Here is a 25756-nt window from a genome sequence, read left to right as displayed (position 1 = left end):
CTATCGCGCCCCTTTTTTATATCCTAGTCAAAAGATAATTTTCTGATTATCATCAATCTTTCTTCTGAAATTCAATTAATCTTTCTTCCAAAGCTTGCTCATATCCTCCAAGCTCTTGCCCTTGGTCTCAGGAACCAGCTTCCATACGAAGATAGCGGCTACGATACAGATGGCTCCATACAAACCATAGGTAAACCAATGACCGAAGTCATCGCCCGGCGTTAAGTGCATATTGAACATCGGCACGAAGGTAGAGCTGACGATGAAGTTGAAGATCCACTGGAAGGCTACGGCTATCGCTACTGCTGCACCACGGATGGTGTTCGGGAAAAGTTCGGCAATAAGCACCCACGCAATCGGACCCCATGAGAACATGAAGCTGGCACTATATACCATGATGCTCAGCATCGTAACCGTACTCAAAGATTCATTGCCGAAGGTGAGGGCTACGCCCAATGCTCCCACTGCCATACCGATGGAACCGAAGATAAGCAATGGCTTGCGACCCAACTTCTCTACGGTAAACACGGCAACCAGCGTGAACGAGATATTCACAATACCCATAATCACAGTCTGAACCATCGGGTTACCCATGCCCATATCCTGGAAAATACGAGGCGCATAATAGAGCACGGCATTGATTCCCACAGCCTGCTGGAATACAGAAAGCATTACACCCACAAAGATACACATGAATCCGTAAGAGAACAGTTTCTCGGTCTTCACGGTCACCGTGTTCTTGATGTCGTGGATAATCTCGCGCGCCTTCTCTGCACCATTAATCTTAGCAAGAATGCCGTATGCCTTCTCATCCTGTCCCACCATCACGAGATAACGTGGAGTCTCTGGTACAAAGCAGATGAGGAAGGTGAACAAGCCGGCTGGCACACACTCACTTCCAAACATGTATCTCCAGCCCGTCTCGATGGTCCACTGCGCATCCACCATGTTGGCGATGGCACCCGCAGAATCATAGATAGGATTGGCATGCGAGCCCATGATGATGAAGTTGACGAAGTAAACCACCAGCTGACCGAAGATAATGGCAAACTGGTTCCAGCTTACCAGCATACCGCGGATGTTGCTAGGAGCCACCTCGCCGATATACATCGGACAGATGGCAGAAGCCATACCCACACCGATACCACCGAGCACGCGATAGAAGTTAAACACCACCAGGAGCGTCCAGTCTGGATGTCCCTGAGGCAGGATGTACGTTTCCGGTTCCATAGATCCCCACGCCGAGAGGAAGAAGCAGATACCCGCAAAGATGAGCGATCGCTTTCTACCAAAACGGCTGGCAAAGAGACCAGAAAGTGAACTACCTATGATACATCCAATCAAAGCACTGGAAGAAGTGAATCCGTGCATCACATCGGTGTATTCAAAATCCCCAGCACCCTTGAAGAATGCCTGCAAACCCTTCTCGGCACCCGATATCACTGCGGTATCGTAACCGAAAAGCAAGCCGCCCAATACGGCGACCATCACGATTGAAATTAAATAGGCCTTGGAGCCTTTTTCTTGCTGTTCCATTTTACTTTAGGTTATAATTTATCTTTTAATTTCTGATTTTTATCTTTTTCTCTATAAATATTACGGATAACGTGCGGTTTTCCCCCATTTTTTTTGTAAATTTGCAACCAAATAAGGGAAAATAGATATTACGTAATATGAACATTGCAGATTTTTTACATCAACAGGGCGATAAACGAGGCTTCTCGTTCGAGGTTCTGCCACCACTCAAGGGTAATGGCACAGCGGCACTGTTCCGCACCATCGACAGCCTCAAGGAATTCGCCCCAAGGTTTATCAACATAACCACACACCACAGCGAGTATGTATATAAGGAACTGGAAAACGGTCTCCTCACTCGTCAGCGTGTGCGCCGCCGCCCTGGCACAGTAGCCATCGCCGGCGCCATCCAGAACAAATACGATATCCCTGTCATCCCTCACATCATCTGTAGCGGTGCGTCGAAGGAAGACATCGAATATGAGTTGCTCGATCTCCAGTTCCTGGGCATCAGCAACATCCTTGTGCTCCGAGGCGACAAGGCGAAGGAAGACCGCCAGTTCACTCCTACCCCTAACGGTCATTCTCATGCCACCGACCTTCTGGAGCAGGTGAACCAGTTTAACGACGGTTTCTTCTTCGACGGCACTCCTATCAAGCACCCGGGAGAAAAATTCTGCTGCGGTGTGGCTTGCTACCCAGAGAAGCACGAAGAGGCTCCCAACCTGGAAATGGACATGCAGCAGTTGCTCCTCAAACAGCAGCTAGGTGCCTCTTACGCCGTAACCCAGCTCTTCTACGACAACGAGAAGTTCTATGCGTTCGTGGAGAAGGCACGCCAGATGGGCATCACCATCCCTATCGTACCAGCGCTGAAGCCTTTTGCCAAGCTGAGCCAGCTCACCATGGTGCCAAAGACATTCCACTGCGATATTCCTGAGGCGTTGGCACAGGAGGTATTGAAGTGCAAGACGGATGAAGATGCCAAGGCTCTCGGCATCGAGTGGACCACCAGCCAGGTGAAAGATCTCTTCGATCATGGTTACAACCATATCCACTTCTTCACCGTATCAGCAGTGGACAGCGTAAAGCAGATTGCAAAAATCCTATTTTAAAATTCAAGAAATAAAATGTTAAAGAAGGAAGTCATAGGTCAGCAAGATATATGGAACCGTCTGATGGAGATGGTTCGGGAGAATCGTGTGCCCCATGCACTGATGTTTTGCGGACCGCAAGGTTGTGGAAAACTAGCCATGGCATTGGCATTCGCCAGTTTTCTGCTGGGCGAAAGAGAAGAAGCCGATGCTGCAGCTGCCCAGGCATTGCCCCCAATGAGCGATGACCAGAAGCGCCGCGCCTGCTCCATGCTCGGCAAATGGGAGCATCCCGACCTGCACTTCACCTTCCCTACCATCAAGACATCGGATATGCCATCAGAGCATAAGCCAGTTAGTCTTGACTTCATTAGAGAATGGAGAGAGATGCTCCTGTCGCAAGGTCCTTATATTGTAATCAGCGAATGGATGAAGCGGATGGGAAAGGTGGATGCCGATTTCAATAAGCAAGCCATTATCACAGCAGAAGAAAGCAATAACATTGCTCGTGAACTGATGATGATGTCCAATCAGGGCGGCTATAAGATAAGTTTAATGTGGCTCCCTGAAAGAATGAATGATGAGAGCGCCAACAAGATACTGAAACTCCTGGAGGAACCGCCACGCCAGACACTCTTCCTCCTCGTAAGCGAGAACCCGGAGCTGCTGCTCGAAACCATCAGAAGCCGTGCACAGCGCATCGACTTCAAGAAAATCGACAACGAGGAAGTGAAGAAGGCACTCATCGAGCGAAGACTGCTGGACGAAAACACCGCCCACCGCATCGCCCGAATAGCAGGAGGCAACTGGAACCTGGCACTGGAAGAGCTTGACTCCGGAAACGAAAACCGCCAGCACCTGGACATGTTCATCATGCTGATGCGACTGGCATACATGCGCAACATTCACGACCTGAAGAAATGGAGCGAGGTGGTAGCCACCTTTGGTAGAGAGAAGCAGAAGCGAATGCTGGATTACTTCATGCACATGCTTCGCGAGAGTTTCATGTACAACTTCCGCCAGCCGGAACTGAGCTACATGACGCAGGATGAGGAGGACTTCGCCAAGAACTTCGCCCGATTCATCAACGAGGCGAACATCATCGATATCTCCGACCTCTTCGAGGAAAGCAAGAAGTTCATCGCCCAGAATGCCAATCCCAAGATTGTCTTCTTCGACATGGCGCTGAAGGTCATCGTCCTCCTCATCAGAAAATAATAATGAAAGCATCATATATACATAATATAAATAAAATACAATAAATAGATTACATCGTGGACTACAAGAATATGAAATTCCGAATGTGGAATGGCTGCGACAGAGGTCTATGTTGCAAGGCTGTAGGACGACAGGACAAACAGCTCAACACATACGACTGGCTTGCCGATGTGCCAGGAAACGCAGAAAGCACCGACCTCGTGGAGGTGCAATTCAAGAATACCCGAAAGGGATATTATCACAATGTGAACAACCTAGACCTGAGAAAGGGCGACCTCGTGGCTGTGGAGGCTAACCCGGGCCACGACATCGGTGTGGTTACACTCACCGGACGACTCGTGAAACTGCAGATCAAGAAAGCCAACCTCAAGTCGCAGGATGACATCAAGCGCATCTACCGCATCGCCAAGCAGGTGGACCTTGACAAGTGGAAGGAGGCCAAGAGCCGCGAACACGCCACCATGATCCAGAGCCGCCAGATAGCCAAAGACCTGGGCTTGAAGATGAAGATTGGCGACGTGGAGTACCAGGGCGACGGCAACAAGGCGATATTCTACTATATCGCTGATGAACGTGTGGATTTCCGCCAGCTCATCAAGGTACTTGCCGAGGCTTTCCATGTACGCATCGAGATGAAGCAGATTGGTGCACGCCAGGAAGCAGGCAGAATCGGCGGAACCGGTCCTTGCGGAAGAGAGCTCTGCTGCGCCACCTGGATGAAGAACTTCGTAAGCGTAAGCACCAATGCAGCACGCTATCAGGACATCTCGCTCAACCCACAGAAACTGGCGGGTATGTGCGCCAAACTGAAGTGCTGTCTGAACTACGAGGTAGACAACTACGTGGAGGCAAGCCGCAAGATGCCACCTAAGGATGCCGTGCTCGAAACAGCCGATGGTCAGTTCTACCAGTTTAAGGTGGATATTCTGGCTGGCCTCATCACCTACTCATCCGACAAGAATCTGGCTTCCAACCTCGAAACCATCACTGCCGACCGTGCCAAGGAGATTATCGAGCTGAACAAGAATGGCGAAAAGCCGCTCAGTCTGATGGAGAACGGAAAGGTGAAGGAAAGCTCCAAGCATATCGACCTGCTCAATGAGTCAGACCTCAGCCGATTCGACAAGGCGAAGAAAAAGAAGAAAAAGAACAAGAATAACAGTAACAATAATCGCCAGGACAAGGAAGGCGGAAACAAGCAGGAAAGAGGCGACCGCAGACCAAAGGGCGAGAACCGCCAGCAGCAAAACGGCGGTAATCCACAGAAGAATGGTAATGCAAATGGTGGTAATCAGCAAAAGAACGGTAACCAGCAAAAGAATGGTAACCAGCCAAATGTAAACCGCCGCAAAGACAACAGAAACAAAGGTCCTCGACAGAACCAGAATGGAGGAAAAGAGAAAAATGAAAAGAATGATTAATTTCATTTTCCTGATGGTGGCAGTCTTCGTACTTGCCTCCTGCTTCCAGCGAACGGTGTATGACGAATACGCCCATACACCTATCGCCGGATGGGAGAAGAACGACACCCTCTCGTTCGATATTCCTCCCATCCTTACCACAGGATACTATCAGGAAAGCCTGGGTTTGAGAATCACAGGAGCCTATCCCTTCACAGGATTAACACTCATCGTGGACCAGACCATCTATCCAGCTAACAAGCAGGAAGACCGCATAGAAAAAGCCGATACCGTGCTCTGCCAATTCATTGGAAAAGACGGTTCCAGCTCAAGACAGGGAATCAGCTATTATCAATACAACTTCCCCATCAATATGTATAAGATGAACCAAGGCGACTCCATCCATATCACCATACGCCACGACATGAAGCGAGAAATCCTTCCCGGCGTCAGCGATATCGGAGTAAAAGTTGAATTGGCAAAATAAAAAAATAATAAAGGGCAAAAGCATCTCAAAACAATGCTTTTGCCCTTTTATTATATTTATATTGTACAAGATATATGCATTATACATTATCCATTATACATTATCCATTATCTCAGCTTCTAACCAGATTTCTTCCCGCATCAATTCTCAGGAAGATAAAGAGAAGGATGGTGAAACCCCACAGCGAACTACCGCCATAACTGAAGAACGGTAGCGGAATACCAATCACAGGCGTCACGCCCAGCACCATTCCCACATTAATAAATAGGTGGAACAGGAACACACTCAACACACAATATCCGTATATTCGCCCAAACTTAAACGGTTGCCGCTCTGCCAGTTTTATCAGCCTCAATATCAGCATCAGGAAGAGCAGCAGTACACCTGCCGAACCCAGGAAGCCTTCCTCCTCTCCCACCGTGCAGAAGATAAAGTCGGTATCCTGCTCTGGCACGAACTTCAGCTTGGTCTGGGTTCCGTTGAGGAATCCCTTGCCCTGCAAACCGCCCGAACCGATGGCTATCTCACTCTGATGCACATTATATCCGGCACCAGCTAAATCCTCATCCAATCCCAGAAGCACATTGATACGCACTCGCTGGTGAGGCTCCATCACGTTGTTCAGCACGTAGTCGGCACTGTAGAAGAAGGCAATAGAACCCAACGAGAAGATGGAAATCAGGAAATAATTCCTGAATCTCGTCCTCAAGCCGTGATATACCAGGAAACCTATCATCAGTGCACAGAGCAGCAGCTGAATCCATACGATATCGAACGGGATGATGAAGGTGGAGAAAAGCGCCACTATCAGCGTGATACCCACCGAATATGCCAGAATAATCAGCGCATGCTTCTTGTTGCCCGTATAGGAATTCACCATGCCCGCCGTGAATATCTGCACCAGCAGCAGCACCGTAAACTTACCCACCGAGGTATAGGTATCCCACATCAGCACATTCTCGTACTTGATACCCACCACAAAGTAGGCTATCATCGAGACACCCGTAAACAGCACGGCTCCAGGCATTCCCTCGCGATAGAGCATCAGGAAGAAGGCGGAATAAACCAGTGCCGAACCCGTTTCTCGCTGTCCCACGATGCAGACCATCGGCAGCAGGATGATTCCCACCGCCGCCATGAAATGCTTCATGTTGTGGATGTTGAAACCATAGCTCGACATAAACTTCGCCACAGCCAGCGCCGTAGCAAACTTACCAAACTCGGCAGGCTGCAGTCGGAGCGGTCCGAGAACCAGCCAGGAATGCGAACCATTGATGCTGTGCGGATTGAATACCGTGGCAAAGAGCAGCAATATCAGCACGCCATAGATGACATACGAGAAGGTATCGAAAAACCTGTCGTCCATCATCAGGATAACAAAGCCCAAGGCGATGGAAGTGCCAATCCACACAATCTGCATGCCCGAACGGGCACCCAGACTGAAAATATTATTGTCACCATAGGTGTAGCTGGCACCACAGACGCTGATCCAGCCAAAGCTGAGCAGCACCAGATAGATGCCGATGGTCCACCAGTCAAGCGAACGGAGTACACCAGCCGGTTGTTTATTATCGCTCATAATCTATAAACTATCAACTATAAACTATTAACTGAAAACTATCTGCTAGAAGAGCCATAGGCGATTCTGCGAGCCTGCATCTGTGCTGCCTGACTTTCTGAAGCTGGCGACAGCTTTCCTTTCAGATACTGCTCCATCATCAAGCCTCCGATAGGCACACCATAATCGGCACCCCAACCACCATTCTCCACATACACGGCGATGGCAATCTTAGGGTTGTTCATCGGAGCAAAGCCCATGAACACAGAGTGGTCGTGACCACGGTTCTGAGCCGTACCCGTCTTGCCGCATGCCTCGAAGTCGTAGCGTGAAAGCATCTTGCAGGTTCCCCTCAGTGCCGAACTTCTCATACCAGCCACCACATAGTTGTAGGCACGCTTCGATGCCTTGGTATAATGCCGGCGGGTATAGAGCGTATCCAGCGGCTCGCCCTGCACCTTGCGCACTACGTGAGGCACATAGTAATAGCCTCGGTTGGCGATGGTAGCACCCAGATTGGCTATCTGCAAAGGCGTCAGGTTCACCTCACCCTGACCAATGGAGATACTGATTACGGTCAGTCCGTTCCAGGAACCCTTGTAGGCCTTGTCATAAAACTGGGCATTAGGAATCAGTCCTCGTTTCTCGCCCGGCAGGTCGATGCCCAGCTTGTAGCCGAATCCCATGCTCACCATATAGTCTTTCCAAACAGTCATTGCCTTCTGCACAGAACCATACTTGCTCTTGCTTCCAAGCATATAGTAGAGTCCCCAACAGAAATAACCGTTGCACGAAGTACTGATGGCATCCACCAGTGCGATAGGCGACGGGTGCCCGTGGCAACCTACGTGCAATCCCTTGTAAGAGAATCCGTGATTACATGGGAAGGCTGTGCCCGGAGTGATGATACCCTCGGTGAGATAAGTCAGCGCCTGGGTAGTCTTGAACGTAGAACCCGGAGGATACTGTCCCATGATGCTTCGGTTGAGCAGAGGCTTCCATGGGTTCTGCGAGAGCCATCGGTGCATCTTACCACGGTTCTTGCCCACCAGCTTACGAGGGTCGTAAGATGGAGAGGAAACCATTGCCAGCACCGAACCGTCTCTAGGGTCGATGGCAACGATACTGCCTATCTTTCCCTGCAGCAGACGCTCACCCAGAGCCTGCAGGTTCACGTCGATACCCAGGGTCAGGTCTTTTCCTGCTACAGGTCGCTGGTCGAGTTTTCCGTTCTGATAGCTTCCCTGTATTCTTCCGCGCGCATCACGGAGCAGAATCTTCACACCCTTTACGCCTCGAAGTTCCTTTTCGTAATGCTTCTCAATACCCAGCTTTCCGATGTAGTCGCCCGGCTGGTAGTAGTCATCTTCCTCGATGTCGCTTTCCGAAACCTCGCCCACATCGCCCAATACATGGGCGGCATACGGATAGGTATATTCTCTCACGCTTCGCTTCTGCACATAGAAGCCCGGGAATCGGAACATCTTCTCCTGGAACACGCTGAAGTCCTTGTCAGACAACTGCGTCATGAAAAGCTGCTGCGTATATCGGGAATATCCCGGATTCTTACTGCGGTCCTTGATATCCTCCATTCGCTTCTCGAAAGCCTCCTTGGTAATACCCAGGGAATTGCAGAAGTCGAGGGTATCAAGTCGTCCCTCCTGCTCCTTCATCACCACCATCAGGTCGTAAGAAGGCTGGTTATACACCATCAGCTTTCCGTTTCTATCGTAGATAGCACCACGCGAAGGGAACTCTATCTGCTTCAGGAAGGCGTTACTGTCGGCATTCTTCTTGTAATCCTCGCTCATAATCTGGAGCGTGAAGAGCCTGATGATGTAGACTATCACGATAACTATCGCCACACCACCAATCACATAACTGCGCTTCTCAAGATTGTAATCTACCATACCTTATTATATATATATATAAGTATCAATGGACATGAATGTTCTTCTTCTTTTTCCTTCAGGGTAAAAATCCCTACGACTTTCTGAAACTCTCCAGCGCCATGATCAGCACCATGGTGATGGCACTGCTGCCGACAATGCAGAGCAGCCACTGCATCCAGTTGAAGAAATTGAAAGTCTCTATCGTAAAGAACAACAGATTATAAACGAGTACTATAATCAACGTGTAGAGCACGTACGAACCCACACCGATGGTTCGCATCGATGGTTCCAGGTCTTCAGCACTGTCTCTAGGCACGAAGAGTTCAAAAAGATAAGGTTGCAGCAGTCCGATGGCTGTCATCGATGCCGCCGCAACACCCGGCGTGTTGGCAAACACGTCGATGCAAAGTCCCAGCATGAAGCTCCAGAGCATCACCGACCAGCGTGGGTGGTTTCTGCGGAAATGGAGCACCATGATGATATACAGCAAGGGGGTGGCACAATTGAACAGATGGATATGGTTGAACACCAGTCCCTGCACCAGCACGAGCACCACGAAGATGCCGAGTCGTTTTAAAATATCTATACTCATTGCTTCTGATATCTCCTCTTACTTTACTTTAGTTTTTACTGCCCGTATTGCCATCGGGCTTGATGCTGTCTTGCGCAGCACGCATAATCTCTATTCTCTCTTTCATCAGTGTGTCGTCGATGACGCATACGTCGCGCAGGTTGCCGAAATCTGTTGAGAGTCGCAACTGTACGCGGTAAGACAGGCCGTCGGCGGAATTGAACACATGCAGTATCTTGCCCACTCTAACACCTGGAGGGAACACAGCCGAGTAACCGCTGGTTACCACATAGTCGCCCAGCTTGAAATGGGCATGGCGTGGCACCTCTTCCAGATAAGCCAGCTCCGATACGCCGCCCTTCCATCTCAGATAGCCGAAGTAGCCTCTGCCCTGGATGGTACAGCTGATGTTCGACTTCACGTTGAGCACCGGTATCACGATGCTGTAATGCTCGGCCACAAGATATACGATGCCCACCACGCCGGTGCCGCTGATTACACCCATATCCTTATGGATGCCGTCGGCGCTACCCTTGTCGATGGTCATCAGGTTGTCGGGCTTATCCAGACTGTTGGCAACCACCTTGGCAGGAATGAGTCTGTAGTTCTTGAGCAGGGCAAACTGGTCGCGGTGATAGATGGCACTATCCTTGGTCACGGCATAGAGACTGTCGGAAAGATGCTGCACCTGCTGCTCCAGATAGGCATTTCGCTGCGTGAGTTCCTGGTTCACCTTGGTCAGCGAGAAGAAGGTTTCCACATTGGCATCCCACTCATAAATCTTTCCCGTCACGGCATTGGCTGTGGAAAACCACGCACTGCCCTGATAGCTGTTATACTGAAACAGGAACACCATGCTCACCACTTCGAGAATCACGAAGACAAACCAATGGTTGTATTTCTGCAAAAACTCTAAAAGGTTGTGCATACTATTATATAAAATTAAAGTTTCGCCACTTGGGGGGAATTTAACCTTCCCAACAAAGTCACGAAACTTATCTAATAAAATTTTATCTCATCAAGAAAGAGAAACGGTCCACATTCTTCAATGCGATACCGGCACCCTTAGCCACGCTATGCAATGGGTCCTCGGCGATATGGAATGGGATGTTAATCTTGTCTGTCAAGCGCTTGTCCAAACCACGGAGCAAAGCACCGCCACCCGAGAGCCAGATACCGTTCTTCACGATGTCGGCGTAAAGCTCTGGTGGAGTATTCTCAAGGGCAGAGAGCACGGCATTCTCAATCTTAGCCACGGTCTTGTCCAAGCAGTGAGCAATCTCCTGATAGCATACTGGAACCTCCATTGGGAGGGCTGTGATACGGTTAGGACCATGAACGATGAAGTCCTCTGGAGCCTCCTCACCCAGGTCTGTCAAGGCAGAACCTACGTGAATCTTGATACGCTCAGCCATACGCTCAGAAACCTTCACGTTGTGCTGACGGCTCATGTACTCCTGGATTTCAGCGGTGAGGTCGTCACCGGCTGTGCGGATAGAGTTGTTGGAAACGATACCACCGAGCGAGATAACGGCAATCTCGGTAGAACCACCACCTATATCAACTATCATATTGCCTTCTGGTGCCTCCACATCGATACCGATACCGATAGCGGCAGCCATAGGCTCAAAAATCAAATAAACGTCGCGACCGTCGGCATGCTCGGCAGAGTCACGAACGGCACGGAGCTCCACCTCGGTAGAGCCAGAAGGAACACCAATCACCATACGGAGTGAAGGTGAGAACAGGCGGCTGCCTGTGTGGACCATCTTGATGAGTCCACGCATCATCTGCTCGCAAGCAGTAAAGTCTGCGATAACGCCATCGCGCAAAGGACGGATAGTACGGATGTTGTCATGAGTCTTCTCGTACATCATCTTTGCCTTCTCGCCCACGGCAATCATCTTGTCGGTGCGGCGGTCGAGGGCTACAACAGAAGGTTCGTCCACTACAATCTTATCATCACTGATAATGATGGTATTGGCGGTACCCAAGTCCATTGCGATTTCCTGAATAAATGAAAAAAATCCCATTTTCTAATGTAAAAAATATAATATTTTAAGCTTAAAACCTTTTTGTAGTCATCTTCCCGCCCTGGGATGCAGAACGGGAAGAGGTAGCGAGATTACTCGGCTGCTTCGTCTTGTTACTTGTTACTCAGCAAACCAAGTATTACTTAGCAAGCCAAGTTATTACTTAGCAAACCAAGCATGGATAGCTGTATCGTAGTGTGAGCTTACGCCGAAGGCACGCTCAGCAAACATCTTGCGGTCCTCGATGTCGGTCTCAGCACCCTTCTTCTTCAGAATATCGAGAAGCACGCTGTATTCAGCCTTGCTAGGAACGATAACCACGTCCTTGAAGTTCTTGGCTCCGGCACGGATCAGAGAGATACCGCCGATATCAATCTTCTCGATAATGTCGGCATCGCTGGCACCGCTGGCCACGGTCTGCTCAAATGGATACAAATCTACGATAACGAGGTCGATAGAAGGAATCTCATACTCCTTCATCTGCTCCTGGTCGCCCTCATTGTCGCGGCGGGCCAAGATACCTCCAAATATTTTTGGATGAAGAGTCTTCACACGACCACCGAGGATTGATGGATATGTGGTGACATCCTCAACTTTCTCACATTCATAACCCAAAGATTCGATAAACTTCTGAGTACCTCCTGTGCTCAGGAATTTAACACCCTCTTCATTCAACTTGGCGAGCAACTCGTCCAAGCCATCCTTGTGAAAGACAGACACCAAAGCTGTCTTAATCTTCTTTGTTTCAGCCATTGACTTGATATATTACGAATTCTTATTCAATTTCTTATTCAATCTGTTTCTTAAAACGCTGCAAAGGTACGAAGAAAATTTGGAATACGCAAACATTTGGGGGCTATTATCACATTATTTAAGTGATATTTGCGATTTATTGAAGCATGGGTTGCGATAAATCAAGTCGCGGTTCAGTCATTTTGACAGAAACTTCTATAAAAAGGCAGCCTTTTCTACGAAAAAGCCGACAAAACGTCAGAAAATCTCCTCAACTCCGACAATGGGCACACTATTCGCTCCTACCATCGGCGAAGCTGAAAGCCTGCAAGGGCTGAAGCGAAACTAAGTATTGAAAATAATAACATCATAGAAAGGAGATTAAGATATGACATTCGACAAATTTACAATCAAGGCGCAGGAAGCGGTGCAGGCCGCTGTGAACATAGCGCAGAGAAATGGTCAGCAGACCATCGAACCGGTGCATCTTCTCAGTGGTATCATCGAGAAAGCACCTGATGTAACAAACTATATCTTCCAGAAGCTGGGCATGAACGGCAACCAGATTGCCATGCTCCTGCAGCAGGAGATGCAGCACCTGCCTCGTGTGCAGGGTGCCGGTCAGCCATACCTCTCGGGCGATACCAACCAGATATTGCTCAATGCCGAGGACATCGCCAAGAAGATGGGAGATGAATTCGTCAGCGTGGAGCCTATTCTCCTCGCTATCCTCAAAGGCAACTCTACCGCTGCCCGAATCCTCAAGGATGCGGGTGCCAACGAGAAGGACCTCACAGCAGCCATCCAGGCTTTGCGACAGGGCCAGAACGTGAAGAGCCAGAGTGCCGACGAGAACTATCAGAGTCTTGAAAAATATGCCAAGAATCTGGTAGAACAGGCTCGCAGCGGCAAGCTCGACCCGGTGATTGGCCGTGATGAAGAGATTCGAAGAGTTCTTCAGATTCTCTCCCGCCGCACCAAGAACAACCCTATTCTGATTGGTGAGCCTGGTACAGGTAAGACCGCTATCGTCGAAGGGCTTGCAGAGCGTATCGTTCGTGGCGACGTGCCTGAGAACCTGAAGAACAAGCAGCTCTATTCACTCGATATGGGTGCACTGGTTGCCGGTGCCAAATACAAGGGTGAGTTCGAGGAGCGCCTGAAGAGCGTCATCAAGGAGGTAACCAATGCCAACGGCCAGATTATCCTCTTCATCGATGAGATTCATACCCTGGTAGGTGCTGGCGGTGGCGAAGGTGCCATGGATGCAGCCAACATCCTGAAGCCAGCCTTGGCTCGTGGTGAATTGAGAGCCATCGGTGCCACTACCCTCAACGAGTATCAGAAGTACTTCGAGAAGGATAAGGCACTAGAGCGTCGATTCCAGACTGTGATGGTCAACGAACCAGACGAGGTCGATGCCATCAGCATTCTTCGTGGTATCAAGGAGCGTTACGAGAACCACCACAAGGTTCGTATTCAGGATGACGCCTGCATAGCAGCTGTCAAATTATCTGAGAGATATATTTCTGATAGATTCCTTCCTGATAAGGCCATCGACCTGATGGATGAAGCCGCAGCAAAGCTTCGTATGGAGCGTGACTCCGTGCCAGAGGAACTGGATGAAATCACCCGTCACTTGAAGCAGTTGGAGATTGAACGTGAAGCAATTAAGCGTGAAAACGACCAGCCTAAGATTCAGCAGCTCGACAAGGAGATTGCAGAGTTGAAGGATAAGGAGCATGACTTCCGTGCAAAGTGGGAAGGCGAAAAGGCTCTTGTCAACAAAATTCAGCAAGACAAGCAGGAGATGGAGAACCTCAAGTTCGAGGCTGAGCGCATGGAGCGTGAAGGCAATTACGAGCGTGTAGCCGAAATTCGCTACTCTAAGTTGGTAGCTCTTGAAGAGGATATCAAGAAGATTCAGGAGCAGCTGAAGAGCACCCAGGGCGGAGAAGCCATGATTCGCGAAGAGGTAACTGCCGATGACATTGCAGAGGTAGTAAGCCGCTGGACCGGAATACCAGTGAGCCGAATGATGCAGAGCGAACGTGAGAAACTGCTCCATCTGGAGGAGGAACTCCACAAGAGAGTCATCGGTCAGGACGAGGCAATCACTGCCGTAAGTGATGCCGTACGCCGCAGCCGTGCCGGTTTGCAGGATCCAAAGCGTCCTATCGCCAGCTTCATCTTCCTCGGTACCACCGGTGTAGGTAAGACCGAGCTTGCCAAGGCACTTGCCGAGTATCTCTTCAACGACGAGTCGATGATGACCAGAATTGATATGAGTGAGTATCAGGAAAAGTTCAGTGTCACCCGTTTGATTGGAGCGCCTCCGGGGTATGTAGGATACGACGAGGGTGGTCAGTTGACCGAGGCTGTTCGCCGCAAACCATACAGTGTGGTTCTCTTCGATGAGATAGAGAAGGCTCACCCAGATGTCTTCAACACCCTGCTTCAGGTATTGGACGATGGCCGATTGACCGACAACAAGGGTCGTGTAGTGAACTTCAAGAACACCATCATCATCATGACTTCCAATGCGAGCCGTGAGATGTTGAAGAAGACCTTCCGTCCTGAGTTCCTGAACCGTATCGACGACATCATCACCTTCCAGCCATTGACCAAGGATCAGATTGCCAAGGTTGTTGAGTTGCAGATGAACAGAGCCAAGAAGATGTTGGAGCCTCAGGGCTTCGATCTCCGCTGGACTCCAGCCGCCATCGGTTATCTTGCCGAGGTAGGTTACGACCCAGAGTTTGGTGCCCGCCCTGTAAAGCGTGCCATCCAGGATTACGTTCTGAACGATTTGAGCAAGAAGATTCTTGCCGAGGAAGTAAGTCGCGAGAAGCCAATTACCATCGACTACTCAGAGGCAAACGGCATCGAGTTCAAGAATCTCTAATTCATATAAAAAAACAAGAAAGGTTCCTTCAAGGAGTAACATCCCCGAAGGAACCTTTTTTATAGGAATACGTGCATGCTTTCAAATGAATTACCCATTTATTTGTTATATAAAACACTAAAATCGTCCAAAGAAATTACAATTAGCATAAAAATAATAGTTTGAATTCCAAATACTTACCTTAAAATTTGGTACTTTCGCTTTTTTTTCGTACTTTTGCAACCTACATAAAGAATAAACATGAATTTACAACTCTGTTAATTCAGATAATAAAAACAAAATATAATGTATCAAGAAAATTTAGACAATGACATATATCAGTCAGATAATGACATCTATCAAAATAACAATGACATATATCAGTTAGATAACGACATCTATCAGGATAATAATGGCATGTATCAAGATGACAATAATATATATCAAAATGACAATGATATATATCAGGATGACAATGATATGTATTATCCTCCAGTTGACAACTACGACTGGAGTCCTAACTTATTTGCCAAGCTCACATCCTTCTTGCAGACATCAACCTCTCCTGATGTGATTAGAATGGGCATCATCGCTGGTATCAGAAATAGCGTATCCACAGAGGAAACCCCTACCAGATGGGACAAGGTGGAAGCCATGCGCCGCTATGTAGACAGTGTGAACCAGGGATTGGGATTGCCAGAGGATCCTAAGCTCATGTCGCTTCTTCATTCCACCCAATGGATGGGCTACGGCTTGTTCTCAATGAATTTTATCTCAGAGAAGAATCTTGATTTTAAGGGAATCTGCATGGATGAGCAGACATCACTCTCCTATGCAAGCATGGTATTTCTCATTGCCCTTGTCAAGGGAATGAGTATGCTCAACCTGAAGCATCCTTCCCCTAACAGTGAAGACCGCCAAATATATACATTTTTAATTCCAAGCCAGTTTTCAACATTCGCATTTGCTTCATTCCTCAATGTTGCCAATAATCGCCTTTCAAACAAAGAAGAGATTTCGCAACAGGATATCGATGAACTGGCAAACCTTGCCTTCAAGAGTCGCTATTGGAAACAGGGAACCTGCCTGATGGGAAAGGACAGCGAACAGTTTGTCAATGTCCTGAAGAACATCATCCTAGACATACTTGGGCTCACGCTCAACGTTGATATGAACTCTTTCTCACAGCATGCCAAGAAGGAAGAGCGCATAGCAGATAAGCCAAAGCAAGTACTCTCTACAGAAAACATGGAGGCTAACACAAAATTGTCCATTGTAAAAGCCGTAGAGATAGTCCTCACAGGGTGTTCAGTTCCTATAGATAGAGATCAGCTCTTTTCTGATATCCAGGAACTCAGACCATCCACAAATGAAGATAGTTTCCGTGCAATGATTACCAAGATGCATAGGGAAGGAGCCATTTCCTATTTTAATGGCAACCTGATAGGTTTCTCTGGCAGAAGCTACGGAAGAGGATACAAAAAAGTAAATCGCTACAAAAAGAAATAGCATCAAAGATATAGAGGTGATAAAAAAGGAGGAAATGAAAACGTTTCCTCCTTTTTGGTGTAAACTTATTTGATGATGGCAAATCCATGCTACACCCAAACCTGACTTCTAAAAATACGGATATTGGAAATCAAGCAGTTACATGATAAGCAGCAGCAAGTTGGGTTAAATTTCCCTTATTCTTTCAGCTGTTTCAACTGCCTCTCCGACAATCCCGTAATTTCCATCACCGTCGCAGCATCCATACCTTTTGCCAGCATCGTCCTAGCAATCTCGAGGCTACGCTGACTCATGCCTTTCTCCATGCCTTCAGCTAATCCCTTTTCCATTCCTTCAGCTAATCCCTTTTCCATTCCTTCAGCTAGTCCCTTCTCCATTCCTTCAGCTAGTCCCTTCTCCATTCCTTCTCTCTTGGCGGTATCAATCGAATTTTTAATATCGCGATATGCCATTTTGCTGGCTTCATACTCTCGTTGTTCCTGCGGAGTAAATTTTGCGATCTCGGCTTCTTCTACCTGCTTCATAATCCCAATGTTATTAATGTTTCTATTGTAGCAGCAATAGTTACGATTTTCTTTTGAAACCAACAAGAGTTTTCTCAAAAAAGTTGAGAAACCATCCATAAAAGACAAAAAAGTATAAATAGTGAATCATATAAATGGTCAAGTGAAATATTATCATTATCTTTTTTGTTTGGAAACAACAGGAGTGCCTTTCCTTTTATTGTTGTTGGGGGATTGCAAATCCGCCGGGACGCCTAACATTATGAAACCAACAATGAACAAACAAATTGTCCAGATGGCATCTGGACAATTCCCAAAGATTCTTTTTCTGACCACATTATCAAATCATTATTACATATTGGGCAGATGTAGAAGTTTTGATGAACGTCTCTTTTATATACTTTATGCACACAAAGAAAGATTAAGCCATAAAGAACTTCAAAGACCGGGACGCCTAGCGGACAGCTGCAAAACAAAGCATAGACATAGATAATCTACAAAAGAAGAAATCGTGTGCAATGCATATGAAATTCCAAAGTTTACCCTTTCGTGGAATCATTACCAAATATTAATGCGAATAGCAAATCTCAAAGAACGCAAGTCCGCTAGGCATCCCGCCGGATTTGAAATCATAAGTGGTTAATAGATTTTTTAACATCTATAACCACTTAATAATCAGTTATTTATTTGCGTATTTCAATTATTTTTTGTACCTTTGTAGGTAGATAAAAACAATAGAAAATAGCAAATATGAGCAAAATAAAGGTACATGCATGGGATATTCTTAGAATGATTCCAGATGAAGAAATCGCAAAAATAGCAAAAGACACGAAGGTGGATTATTGCGCCAAGGTATTAACCGGTGAGCGCCTTTTCTACCTTCTTGTCTTTGCCTTCTTATCTGCCGACCATGTTAGTCAAAGAAGACTTGAGTCAATCTTCAATAATCCTACGTATAAAACTTTGTTCAATGTAGCATTGGATGCTACCGTAACACACGGATCCATATCTACCCGTTTGGCTAATGTAAATCTCGACTTCTTTGAGAAGGCTTTTGATTTATTATATAACCGTCTGTCTCAGCTATATACAGAAAAAGAATTGCAGGCCAAAAACATAGTTCGCATAGATAGTTCCATGGTGGCAGAAACCTGTAACAAGCTGAAGAAAGGATTTACTGTTGGTAAAAAAGCATCAAATAAAACAGAACGCAAACAAATAAAGTATACAGTAGCTTATGATGGCTTTTCTGCTAAACTTGCTGAAGTATTTTCTAAACCAGAATATCTTAGCGAAGACATAGCTATGCCGGCTGTTGTGCAAGAACTGATTAAGTATGACCCAGAACATAACAATCTATACGTTCTTGACAGGGGATTCTGTGCTCTTAAGAATTATGAATTGGTAGAAGATGCAAAGGCTAAGTTTGTAGGACGAATTAAAACTAACCGCAAAATGCAGGTTATAGAAAGCCTTATGACAGAAAACACCAACACTGATTTAGGAAAATTGGAGTTGGTGGATGACCTTGTTGTGTTCCTATATGACAGAGAAAAAAAAGATTTTTCAAATACAAAGTATAGAGTGATAAAGGCTAAATTCAAAACGCCTCGTGATACTACTCGTCCAAATAATAAGGGTAAGGTAAAGCGTGTAGAAAATGAAGTGTTTTTTATAACTAACGACTTTGATATGACTCCACAAGAAATTGCGTTCTGTTACAAAAAGCGCTGGGACATAGAGGTTTACTTTAAGTTTTTAAAGCAGAATTTGAATTTTTCTCATTTTCTGTCTACTAATGAGAATGGCATAAAAGTCATTCTCTACATGACTATTATTACCTCTATGCTGGTTATGATATACAAAAAGGAAAATGAGCTCGGTTTTTCTATTGCGAAATTTAACTTTTACCTTGAAATGCAAGAATGGGTTGGGGCGTTGTTAGTGGTTATTAATGGTGGGGATTTGAGTAAGACTCCATTCAGGCATGTTACTATAAGAAGTAGGATTCCTTAAAAAAGGAAATCCTACTTTATAGAGCAACATGCCTAAAATAATCTTTCAACCACTTATGATTTGAAATCCGGTGTTAAAAAATGTCCTAACCTATTAAGGCTCTGCGGATTTGGAATCCGCAGCAAAGGAGTATGTTTTTCCTTTAGTTGCTGTTGGGGGATTGCAAATCCCCCGGTTTTAATAGGTCGAACATTTTTTGACGGCGGATTGCAAATCCGCCGGGACGCCTAGCGGATGCAACAACAGATGTTTATTCTGATGAAGATCACCAGGTAAAATGGTAATTCTCTGTTAATCAAATGTTAAATAATACACAAATGTTTAAAATAACATAGAAACACCTTGGCATTCAACAAAAGTTTATTATCTTTGCACCATGATAGTGAAATAAAGCGTATGGCAAGACGGAAATCTAAGGAACTCAAGGAAAATGAAGACGATTTGCTTTTCTACCTAGAGTATTGGCAAGAGTTTCCCGATACCTTCAAGAGGGTAGCAGAAAAAGAAATCGAAGAGTTAGAGAATAAAATAAAGAACAAAAAGAAATAAGGTCTCATGCGGATCTCATTCCTTTAAAACTTAAAAAATAAGATTATGGAATATACAGAGATGATTGATAAGGTGAAAGCTCTAGCTATACAAAACAGAACAGCCCAAACAGAAGAGGAGAAAGATGAGGTTCGTCGTCAGATGAATATTCTCAAAAGTATTGACCCTAAGGCTTTTGCCGTGGCTGTTGGATATATGGCTAAGAATACTGAGCAAAAGGTAAAGGAACTGACTATGGCTGAGAAGTTGGGCGAAATCAAAGATATGGTTTCCATGGCTTACATCGCCAAGGCTTACTTTGGAAAATCGCGCTCTTGGCTAGCACAAAAGATGAACGGCAACATCGTTAACGGAAAGACCTCCCAATTCTCTCCTGACGAGCTTGCAATCCTCAGAACAGCCTTGCAGGATATGTCGAAGAAATTTGGAGCGCTTAGCCTTACTATATAGGCTTATGTATTAACAACACTATATAGGCTTATTATTAACAACAGAAAGATAAAACATGGTAATATACGAGCCGATAGCATCCCAAGAGCTAACACAATGCATAAAGCGAAAGTTGGTGACCTTCATTTTATGAAGCCCCTTACAAAAGGATGCGTTCCAAGCGGATTTTAAACCCACCAGGTATCCCGGCGGATTTGAAATCATAAGTGGTTGAAAGATTATTTTAGGCATGTTGCTCTATAAAGTAGGATTTCCTTTTTTAAGGAATCCTACTTCTTATAGTAACATGTCAGAATGGAGTCTTACTCAAATCCTCACCATTAATAACCACTAACAACACCATTGACCCAAAGTTTACCCTTTCATGGTCACATTACTCGGTACGACTCTCCGACAAATTCACCCTTCCTTAATAATCCACTCGCTGACAGTACGCTGAGTGCTATCATAAATCACAGCAAGAAGCTTCTCCATACTAATCTTCACCTCCTGGTTAGGATACAAACAAAGAAATAGCATCTATCCGATTACGCACGCATAAAAGTTTTTTCCACAAAAAAGTATCATAGTCTCATTTTTCGCTGGAAAATCCATATTATATTACTGATATATTGATATTTACAATCAATGAGACTTCTCGTAAAAAGCAAAAAAAAATATCATGGAAGTATCATTAAATGCTATAGAAGTATCATTAAAAACAGCACTATGCACGAGAAAAGACAATTGAAACATTAAGAAAAGACAGTTTAAACATTGCAAAAAGATAGTTTAAACATCGCAAAGAACCTAAAGAATATTGCCCAAAAACAAGTCCTATATTTGGGCACTCGTTGCCCACGCTATGGGCAATAGCTGCCCAGCACACGGTCTGCCGATGCCCACGTGGTGGGCTGCGGATGCCCGTGTAACGGGCACAAGCAGACCAACCGGAGGGCATAAAGAGACCAACTGATGAACTGAAAAAGTAGACACATTACCGTGACTTATCCTGATTATATTGACATAACCATAGAACATCTACGCACAGCAAAAACACAGCAAAAAGTGCCGATAGCGGTGCCAAAAGTGCCTAAAAAAGCAACTTTTGGCACCACTATCGGCACTTTTTCCCAATTTTCCATCGTTTTTTCACGATTTAGCATTATCTTTGCATAAGATAAGCTGCACTCGGCAATCTGAAAGCAAGCTTTCATTGCGCTCGTTTGCATTATCTTTGCAAAAAATCAAAATTAAAGAAGATATGCAGCAAAATATCATTGGAAGAAAACGGGAAATTGAGCTGATAGAGAATTGCCTCAATTCCAACAAGCCCGAATTCATCGCCATCTATGGCAGAAGACGAATCGGCAAAACATATCTCGTCAAACAACTCTTGGGCGAGAAGTTTAGTTTCTACATGACGGAGGTGTACCAATGCTCCAAGAACGAGATGCTCGCTTACTTCAGCGAGCAGTTGGCATTGTATTCCGGACAGAAACAGGCAAGACCTAAAACCTGGTTCGAGGCATTCTCTCAACTGCGTGCCTACCTCTCTACCCTATTGGAAGAAAGAGAGCAAATCATCATCTTCATTGACGAACTGCCATGGCTGGATACACCGAAGTCTAATTTCATCCGTGCCTTAGATTTGTTTTGGAACGGATGGGCTTCAGACCAGCCTAATATCAAGTTCATCGTCTGCGGTTCAGCTACTACCTGGATGACCAACAAACTTCTGGGCGACAAAGGCGGCTTGCATAATCGGGTAACCAGAAAGATTTACCTCGCCCCTTTCGACCTTAACGAGACTGAACTTTTCTTACAATCAAAAGGTATCGTATGGACCCGCCATCAGATAGCAGAATGCTACATGATTATGGGAGGTACACCGTTTTACCTCAACATGATAGACAAGCAATATAGCTTGCCTCAAAATATTGACATGCTTTTTTTCGCAGAAGGCGCAGAACTATCCAATGAATACGAGTTCCTGTTCCGTTCACTCTTCAAGGATTCAATACTTTACCGAAGAATTGTGGAACTTCTTGCCAAGAAAAAGATGGGTATGACGAGAGAAGATGTGATGAAGGCGTTACATCTCACATCGGGCGGAAAACTGACAGAAGCATTTAATGATCTCATCAGCTGCGACTTCATCAGAAAATACAACTCATTCGGAAACAAGTCGAATGGTGCTATGTATCAGTTGACCGACCTCTACACTTTATTCTATTTACATTACATAAAAGGTAAAGAGGAGACCGACGAACATCTCTGGAGCAATATGATAGACTCTCCGTCCCATCGTGCCTGGAGCGGCTATGCCTTCGAACAGCTTTGCCTTCACCATATCTCACAGATTAAGAAAAAACTAGGCATTCTGGGAGTACAGACGAATGTATATTCCTGGCAGCAGAAAGCCAACAAGGAAAAAGGAATTGAAGGTGCACAGATTGACCTTATATTAGACCGTAGAGACCAGATTATCAATCTCTGCGAGATGAAGTATTCTCTCAAGGCATACGACATCACCCCTGCTTACCTGCAAAAACTGCTGGACAGAAGAGAAATCTTCCGCCAAGCTTCAAATACCAGCAAGGCACTGCATCTAACTTTCGTTACAGCTGCAGGATTAAAGAAGAATGCCCAGGAAGGCATGATTCAGAGCGAAGTGGGATTGGACGATTTATTCGGAGAGAAAATATAAGTACATTCTGATGATGCAGAAAGTTTTATGAGACTTCAATGAGACTTCAATGAGACTTCTCGGCTCAAAATCCGAGAAGTCTCATTTTCGTTATCATCTTATATATCAAGTATTTACACCCCATTTTTCAAACATAAATGAGACTTTGATACTTTTTTCGAGAAAAAAAACTTTTTTACGTAAGCAATCGATGCCTATAAAATTTTCACGAACACGAATCTTATGCCTATAAAACATGAAGATTATTCGATGATGATACCGCCATTAGGCTGAATTACCACCTTTGCCTTACCATTCTTTCCAACCTTCAAAGTTTTCTTGACAGAAGTAAAGAACTTCTCGCCCTTCTTCTTTGGCTGATCAGTGATATAAGTAACGGTCTTACCCGCAAACATCGGCAAATCCAAGGTTAGAGCCAGAGGCTTATCGGTGGCATTCAAACCGCCCACAAACCATCTGCCGGCTGTAAGTGCTGCACCGGAACCGTTCTCTACGCTCGACTTGCGAGCCACCACCGCATACTTGGTAGGATAACCGGCAATAAACTTGGTATCCTCCCATGCCGTTGGTACATTCTTGAGCCAATCCAACTCCCACTGTGGTACATCCTGCAAATTGTTAGGATAGAGACAGATGCAGTTTACGCTACTCTGGTTGGTGATGGCAGTAGCCATCTCGAACACATCGCTGGTATAACGCTGATGGCGACTCTTGTTATCCTTAGACAAATACTTGTTCATCATCACGCCACCCCAGTCGAAACTAGCTACGGCATTTCTTGAGAATGGATGCATCGTCATCTCGAAAGCCTCCTTCTTGGCATGATAATCCGTGAAAAATACGTTCTCAGAAGCCAGGGCTGCCTCGCTGGATACATAATTAGGATACATACGCTCCCAGCCACGTGGCATGGTGCAACCATGGAAGATTACCTCCAAGCCATAATCGTTGGCATCGCTGAGGATATCCTCATAGAGCTTCATCGTCTCCAGCTTGTCGCCACCGAAGAAATCCACCTTGATGCCTACCACGCCAATCTTCTTCATCCAAGCCATCTCCTTCTTGCGGGCGATGGAATTGTTCATAATCTGACGCGGAGTCTGAGGGGCATCATTCTCGAAACCATTGGAATTATACCAGAGCATCAGGCTTACCTTCTTGCTCTTGGCATACTTGCTCAACTCTTCGATGCGCTTTCTGCCAATCTGCTTGTCCCACCAGTTATCCACCAAGATGGCTTCGTAACCCTGGACGGCAGCTACATCCACCATCTTCACCTGGTCGTCATAGTTAATGGAATTGTCCTGCCAGATGAGCCAGCTCCAGGTATAGCGCGATGGCTTGTAAGTCTGACTCGCCTCGTACAATGGTTCAACCACATCATAAGGAATGGTGGTCTCTACGATAGGAGCCAGCGAAGACCCCACGGTGATGGTGCGCCAAGGAGTTTCGCCCGGCAATGGGATGCCGGCAAATTCAGAACCGATGCCATTGTTCTCGCCCTTCTGAGGGAAAGCCACAGTATAGCCCTTGCCTGGCTCGTAATCTGAAAGACGACAACCAGGATAAGCGCTTGAAACACCCGTCTCGCTGACCAGTACCCAACCATCGTTGCCTACCTTGAAGAGGCAAGGGAAGGTATAGCCCACACCAAACTGCGACTTCACGTTCATCGGAGCATCCGGAGTATATTCCTCCTCGTAAGAAGGCTTGGTGCGCTCCCAACCCGTCATCGGAGTAATCTGAGGACAGAGGAAAGTGGTGGTCTTCTCAGGGAAGTTGAAACCGCTCACCTCATTATAGATAATCACCGACTTAGGATTGTCCTTCTTAGGACGAATCATCTCATACTTGTAGGCGATGTCGTTGTTGGAAACATGCAGACGGAGGGTCATGGAATCCTTCTTGCTATTGATGAATCCGATAGTAGCCTCATTGGCATCTTTCTCGATTTTCTCTTTCTTGATACGGGTCATCTTGTAAGCCAGATGCTTCTTCTCACTCTTGAGGGCACCCATCTTCAGGTTCTGCGAGAAGTCGCCATAGTTAGCCACCAATCCCAGAGCCGAAGCGCCGAGCATCTGCTTTCCATTGTAATCCACTGTATAGAAAGCCTTACCTTCCTTGCACTCCACATTCACGGCGAGTTTGCCATCAGGAGAAGTCACAGTATAGTTGTTTGCCTGGGCGCAGACAGCACAGAGCAACAAAATACCACTCAAAAAACTTTTTTGCTTCATTTTATTTGTTTATTTATATAGGTTGTTCATTATACACTGCAAAATTAATGTTTTTTGCGGAATAAAAGGGGTATTATTCGTTAAAATATAAGCAAAATCCGGGAAATGAGCGCAAAAAGGTACAAAATCAGGGGAAATGTGTCCAGAAAAAAAGTCCATCAACTTAAAAGCCCCGACTCCCGTCGAGGCTTTTGAAGTTTTTGAATGTTTCAGCAGTTTGTGTTTTTTATGTAGTTATGATTTGCGTTTTGAAAATCAGTTTTCTAATTCCGCTTGCAAAAGTACGACAAATATTGATATAAATCAAATAAAATAATACTTTTCATTCAAAAAATAACGTAAACGTTTGCAAGTTTTGACGCTCAAAAACAGGAAATCCCAGCAATCTTTACCTGCATTATCTACACTTGAAACAG

At 45.9% G+C, this 25756-nt stretch carries 20 protein-coding genes and 1 pseudogene; 11 read left to right on the top strand and 10 right to left on the bottom strand.

The window, feature by feature from the left end:
• Window positions 1-75: 75 nt before the first annotated feature.
• Entirely contained in the window at window positions 76-1536 is a 1461-nt protein-coding gene (gene xylE / locus V8Z93_RS05155) for a D-xylose transporter XylE (protein WP_439432589.1), read from the bottom strand.
• Window positions 1537-1673: 137 nt separating this feature from the next.
• Here xylE and V8Z93_RS05150 point away from each other — a divergent pair, with 137 nt between their 5' ends.
• The 4 genes from V8Z93_RS05150 to V8Z93_RS05135 are packed head-to-tail and all read left to right on the top strand — an operon-like array spanning window position 1674 to window position 5714.
• Window positions 1674-2630 carry a methylenetetrahydrofolate reductase gene (locus tag V8Z93_RS05150; protein ID WP_439432588.1) on the top strand — a complete coding sequence of 319 codons (957 nt, stop codon included), beginning with the start codon at window positions 1674-1676 and terminating at the stop codon, window positions 2628-2630.
• Between the two features lie 15 nt (window positions 2631-2645).
• A complete protein-coding gene (locus V8Z93_RS05145) occupies window positions 2646-3827 on the top strand; it encodes a DNA polymerase III subunit (RefSeq protein ID WP_203040919.1) in 1182 nt (393 codons plus the stop codon).
• Window positions 3828-3883: 56 nt separating this feature from the next.
• Window positions 3884-5248, top strand: a complete 1365-nt coding sequence (gene ricT, locus V8Z93_RS05140) for a regulatory iron-sulfur-containing complex subunit RicT (protein ID WP_439432587.1) — start codon at window positions 3884-3886, stop codon at window positions 5246-5248.
• On the top strand, window positions 5241-5714 hold the full coding sequence (locus V8Z93_RS05135; protein WP_439432586.1) for a gliding motility lipoprotein GldH: 474 nt from the start codon (window positions 5241-5243) through the stop codon (window positions 5712-5714). The genes ricT and V8Z93_RS05135 overlap by 8 nt, the downstream gene beginning before the upstream one ends.
• 112 nt (window positions 5715-5826) lie before the next feature.
• Here V8Z93_RS05135 and rodA read toward each other — a convergent pair whose 3' ends face one another.
• The 6 genes from rodA to V8Z93_RS05105 all read right to left on the bottom strand — a co-directional run bounded on the left by rodA (window position 5827) and on the right by V8Z93_RS05105 (window position 12521).
• Entirely contained in the window at window positions 5827-7293 is a 1467-nt protein-coding gene (gene rodA / locus V8Z93_RS05130) for a rod shape-determining protein RodA (protein ID WP_203040916.1), read from the bottom strand.
• Between the two features lie 38 nt (window positions 7294-7331).
• On the bottom strand, window positions 7332-9182 hold the full coding sequence (mrdA, locus tag V8Z93_RS05125; RefSeq protein ID WP_203040915.1) for a penicillin-binding protein 2: 1851 nt from the start codon (window positions 9180-9182) through the stop codon (window positions 7332-7334).
• A 73-nt stretch (window positions 9183-9255) separates the two neighbouring features.
• Window positions 9256-9756 (bottom strand): rod shape-determining protein MreD, encoded by a 501-nt coding sequence (gene mreD, locus V8Z93_RS05120; protein WP_203040914.1) that lies wholly within the window; start codon window positions 9754-9756, stop codon window positions 9256-9258.
• Window positions 9757-9784: 28 nt separating this feature from the next.
• Window positions 9785-10663 carry a rod shape-determining protein MreC gene (gene mreC, locus V8Z93_RS05115; protein WP_203040913.1) on the bottom strand — a complete coding sequence of 293 codons (879 nt, stop codon included), beginning with the start codon at window positions 10661-10663 and terminating at the stop codon, window positions 9785-9787.
• Window positions 10664-10745: 82 nt separating this feature from the next.
• Window positions 10746-11768, bottom strand: a complete 1023-nt coding sequence (locus V8Z93_RS05110) for a rod shape-determining protein (protein ID WP_203040912.1) — start codon at window positions 11766-11768, stop codon at window positions 10746-10748.
• A 159-nt stretch (window positions 11769-11927) separates the two neighbouring features.
• On the bottom strand, window positions 11928-12521 hold the full coding sequence (locus V8Z93_RS05105) for an IMP cyclohydrolase (RefSeq protein ID WP_089544052.1): 594 nt from the start codon (window positions 12519-12521) through the stop codon (window positions 11928-11930).
• 367 nt (window positions 12522-12888) lie between these two features.
• Here V8Z93_RS05105 and clpB point away from each other — a divergent pair, with 367 nt between their 5' ends.
• Window positions 12889-15405, top strand: a complete 2517-nt coding sequence (gene clpB / locus V8Z93_RS05100) for an ATP-dependent chaperone ClpB (RefSeq protein ID WP_153091157.1) — start codon at window positions 12889-12891, stop codon at window positions 15403-15405.
• Between the two features lie 285 nt (window positions 15406-15690).
• Window positions 15691-16893: a hypothetical protein gene (locus V8Z93_RS05095; RefSeq protein ID WP_203040910.1), complete on the top strand. Its 1203-nt coding sequence runs from the start codon at window positions 15691-15693 to the stop codon at window positions 16891-16893.
• 176 nt (window positions 16894-17069) lie between these two features.
• Here the strand turns inward: V8Z93_RS05095 and V8Z93_RS05090 are convergent, their stop codons facing one another.
• Complete coding sequence (locus V8Z93_RS05090) at window positions 17070-17417, bottom strand: hypothetical protein (RefSeq protein WP_439432585.1); 348 nt, start codon at window positions 17415-17417, stop codon at window positions 17070-17072.
• Window positions 17418-17679: 262 nt separating this feature from the next.
• Here V8Z93_RS05090 and V8Z93_RS05085 point away from each other — a divergent pair.
• The 4 genes and pseudogenes from V8Z93_RS05085 to V8Z93_RS05070 all read left to right on the top strand — a co-directional run.
• A pseudogene (locus V8Z93_RS05085) lies at window positions 17680-17841 on the top strand (PDDEXK nuclease domain-containing protein); the annotation flags it as partial.
• A gap of 305 nt (window positions 17842-18146) precedes the next feature.
• A complete protein-coding gene (locus tag V8Z93_RS05080) occupies window positions 18147-19412 on the top strand; it encodes an IS4 family transposase (protein WP_439431386.1) in 1266 nt (421 codons plus the stop codon).
• Between the two features lie 396 nt (window positions 19413-19808).
• Entirely contained in the window at window positions 19809-19961 is a 153-nt protein-coding gene (locus V8Z93_RS05075; protein ID WP_334675017.1) for a hypothetical protein, read from the top strand.
• Between the two features lie 45 nt (window positions 19962-20006).
• Complete coding sequence (locus V8Z93_RS05070) at window positions 20007-20411, top strand: DUF5053 domain-containing protein (protein WP_439432584.1); 405 nt, start codon at window positions 20007-20009, stop codon at window positions 20409-20411.
• 995 nt (window positions 20412-21406) lie between these two features.
• Here V8Z93_RS05070 and V8Z93_RS05065 read toward each other — a convergent pair.
• The gene (locus V8Z93_RS05065) at window positions 21407-21535 is read right to left on the bottom strand and encodes a hypothetical protein (RefSeq protein ID WP_439432583.1); all 129 of its coding nucleotides are present in this window, start codon (window positions 21533-21535) and stop codon (window positions 21407-21409) included.
• A gap of 119 nt (window positions 21536-21654) precedes the next feature.
• On the opposite strand from V8Z93_RS05065, the gene V8Z93_RS05060 reads away from it, so the two are divergent.
• On the top strand, window positions 21655-23100 hold the full coding sequence (locus V8Z93_RS05060) for an AAA family ATPase (protein ID WP_439432582.1): 1446 nt from the start codon (window positions 21655-21657) through the stop codon (window positions 23098-23100).
• A 242-nt stretch (window positions 23101-23342) separates the two neighbouring features.
• On the opposite strand, the gene V8Z93_RS05055 is transcribed toward V8Z93_RS05060, so the two are convergent.
• On the bottom strand, window positions 23343-25340 hold the full coding sequence (locus V8Z93_RS05055; RefSeq protein ID WP_439432581.1) for a glycoside hydrolase family 97 N-terminal domain-containing protein: 1998 nt from the start codon (window positions 25338-25340) through the stop codon (window positions 23343-23345).
• Between the last annotated feature and the right edge of the window lie 416 nt (window positions 25341-25756).

Source organism: Segatella copri, assembly GCF_051861805.1.
In the GTDB taxonomy this organism is placed as follows: domain Bacteria; phylum Bacteroidota; class Bacteroidia; order Bacteroidales; family Bacteroidaceae; genus Prevotella; species Prevotella copri_M.
The sequence above is the reverse complement of the archived record's forward strand: the minus strand, read 5'-3'. Positions and strand labels throughout refer to the sequence as shown.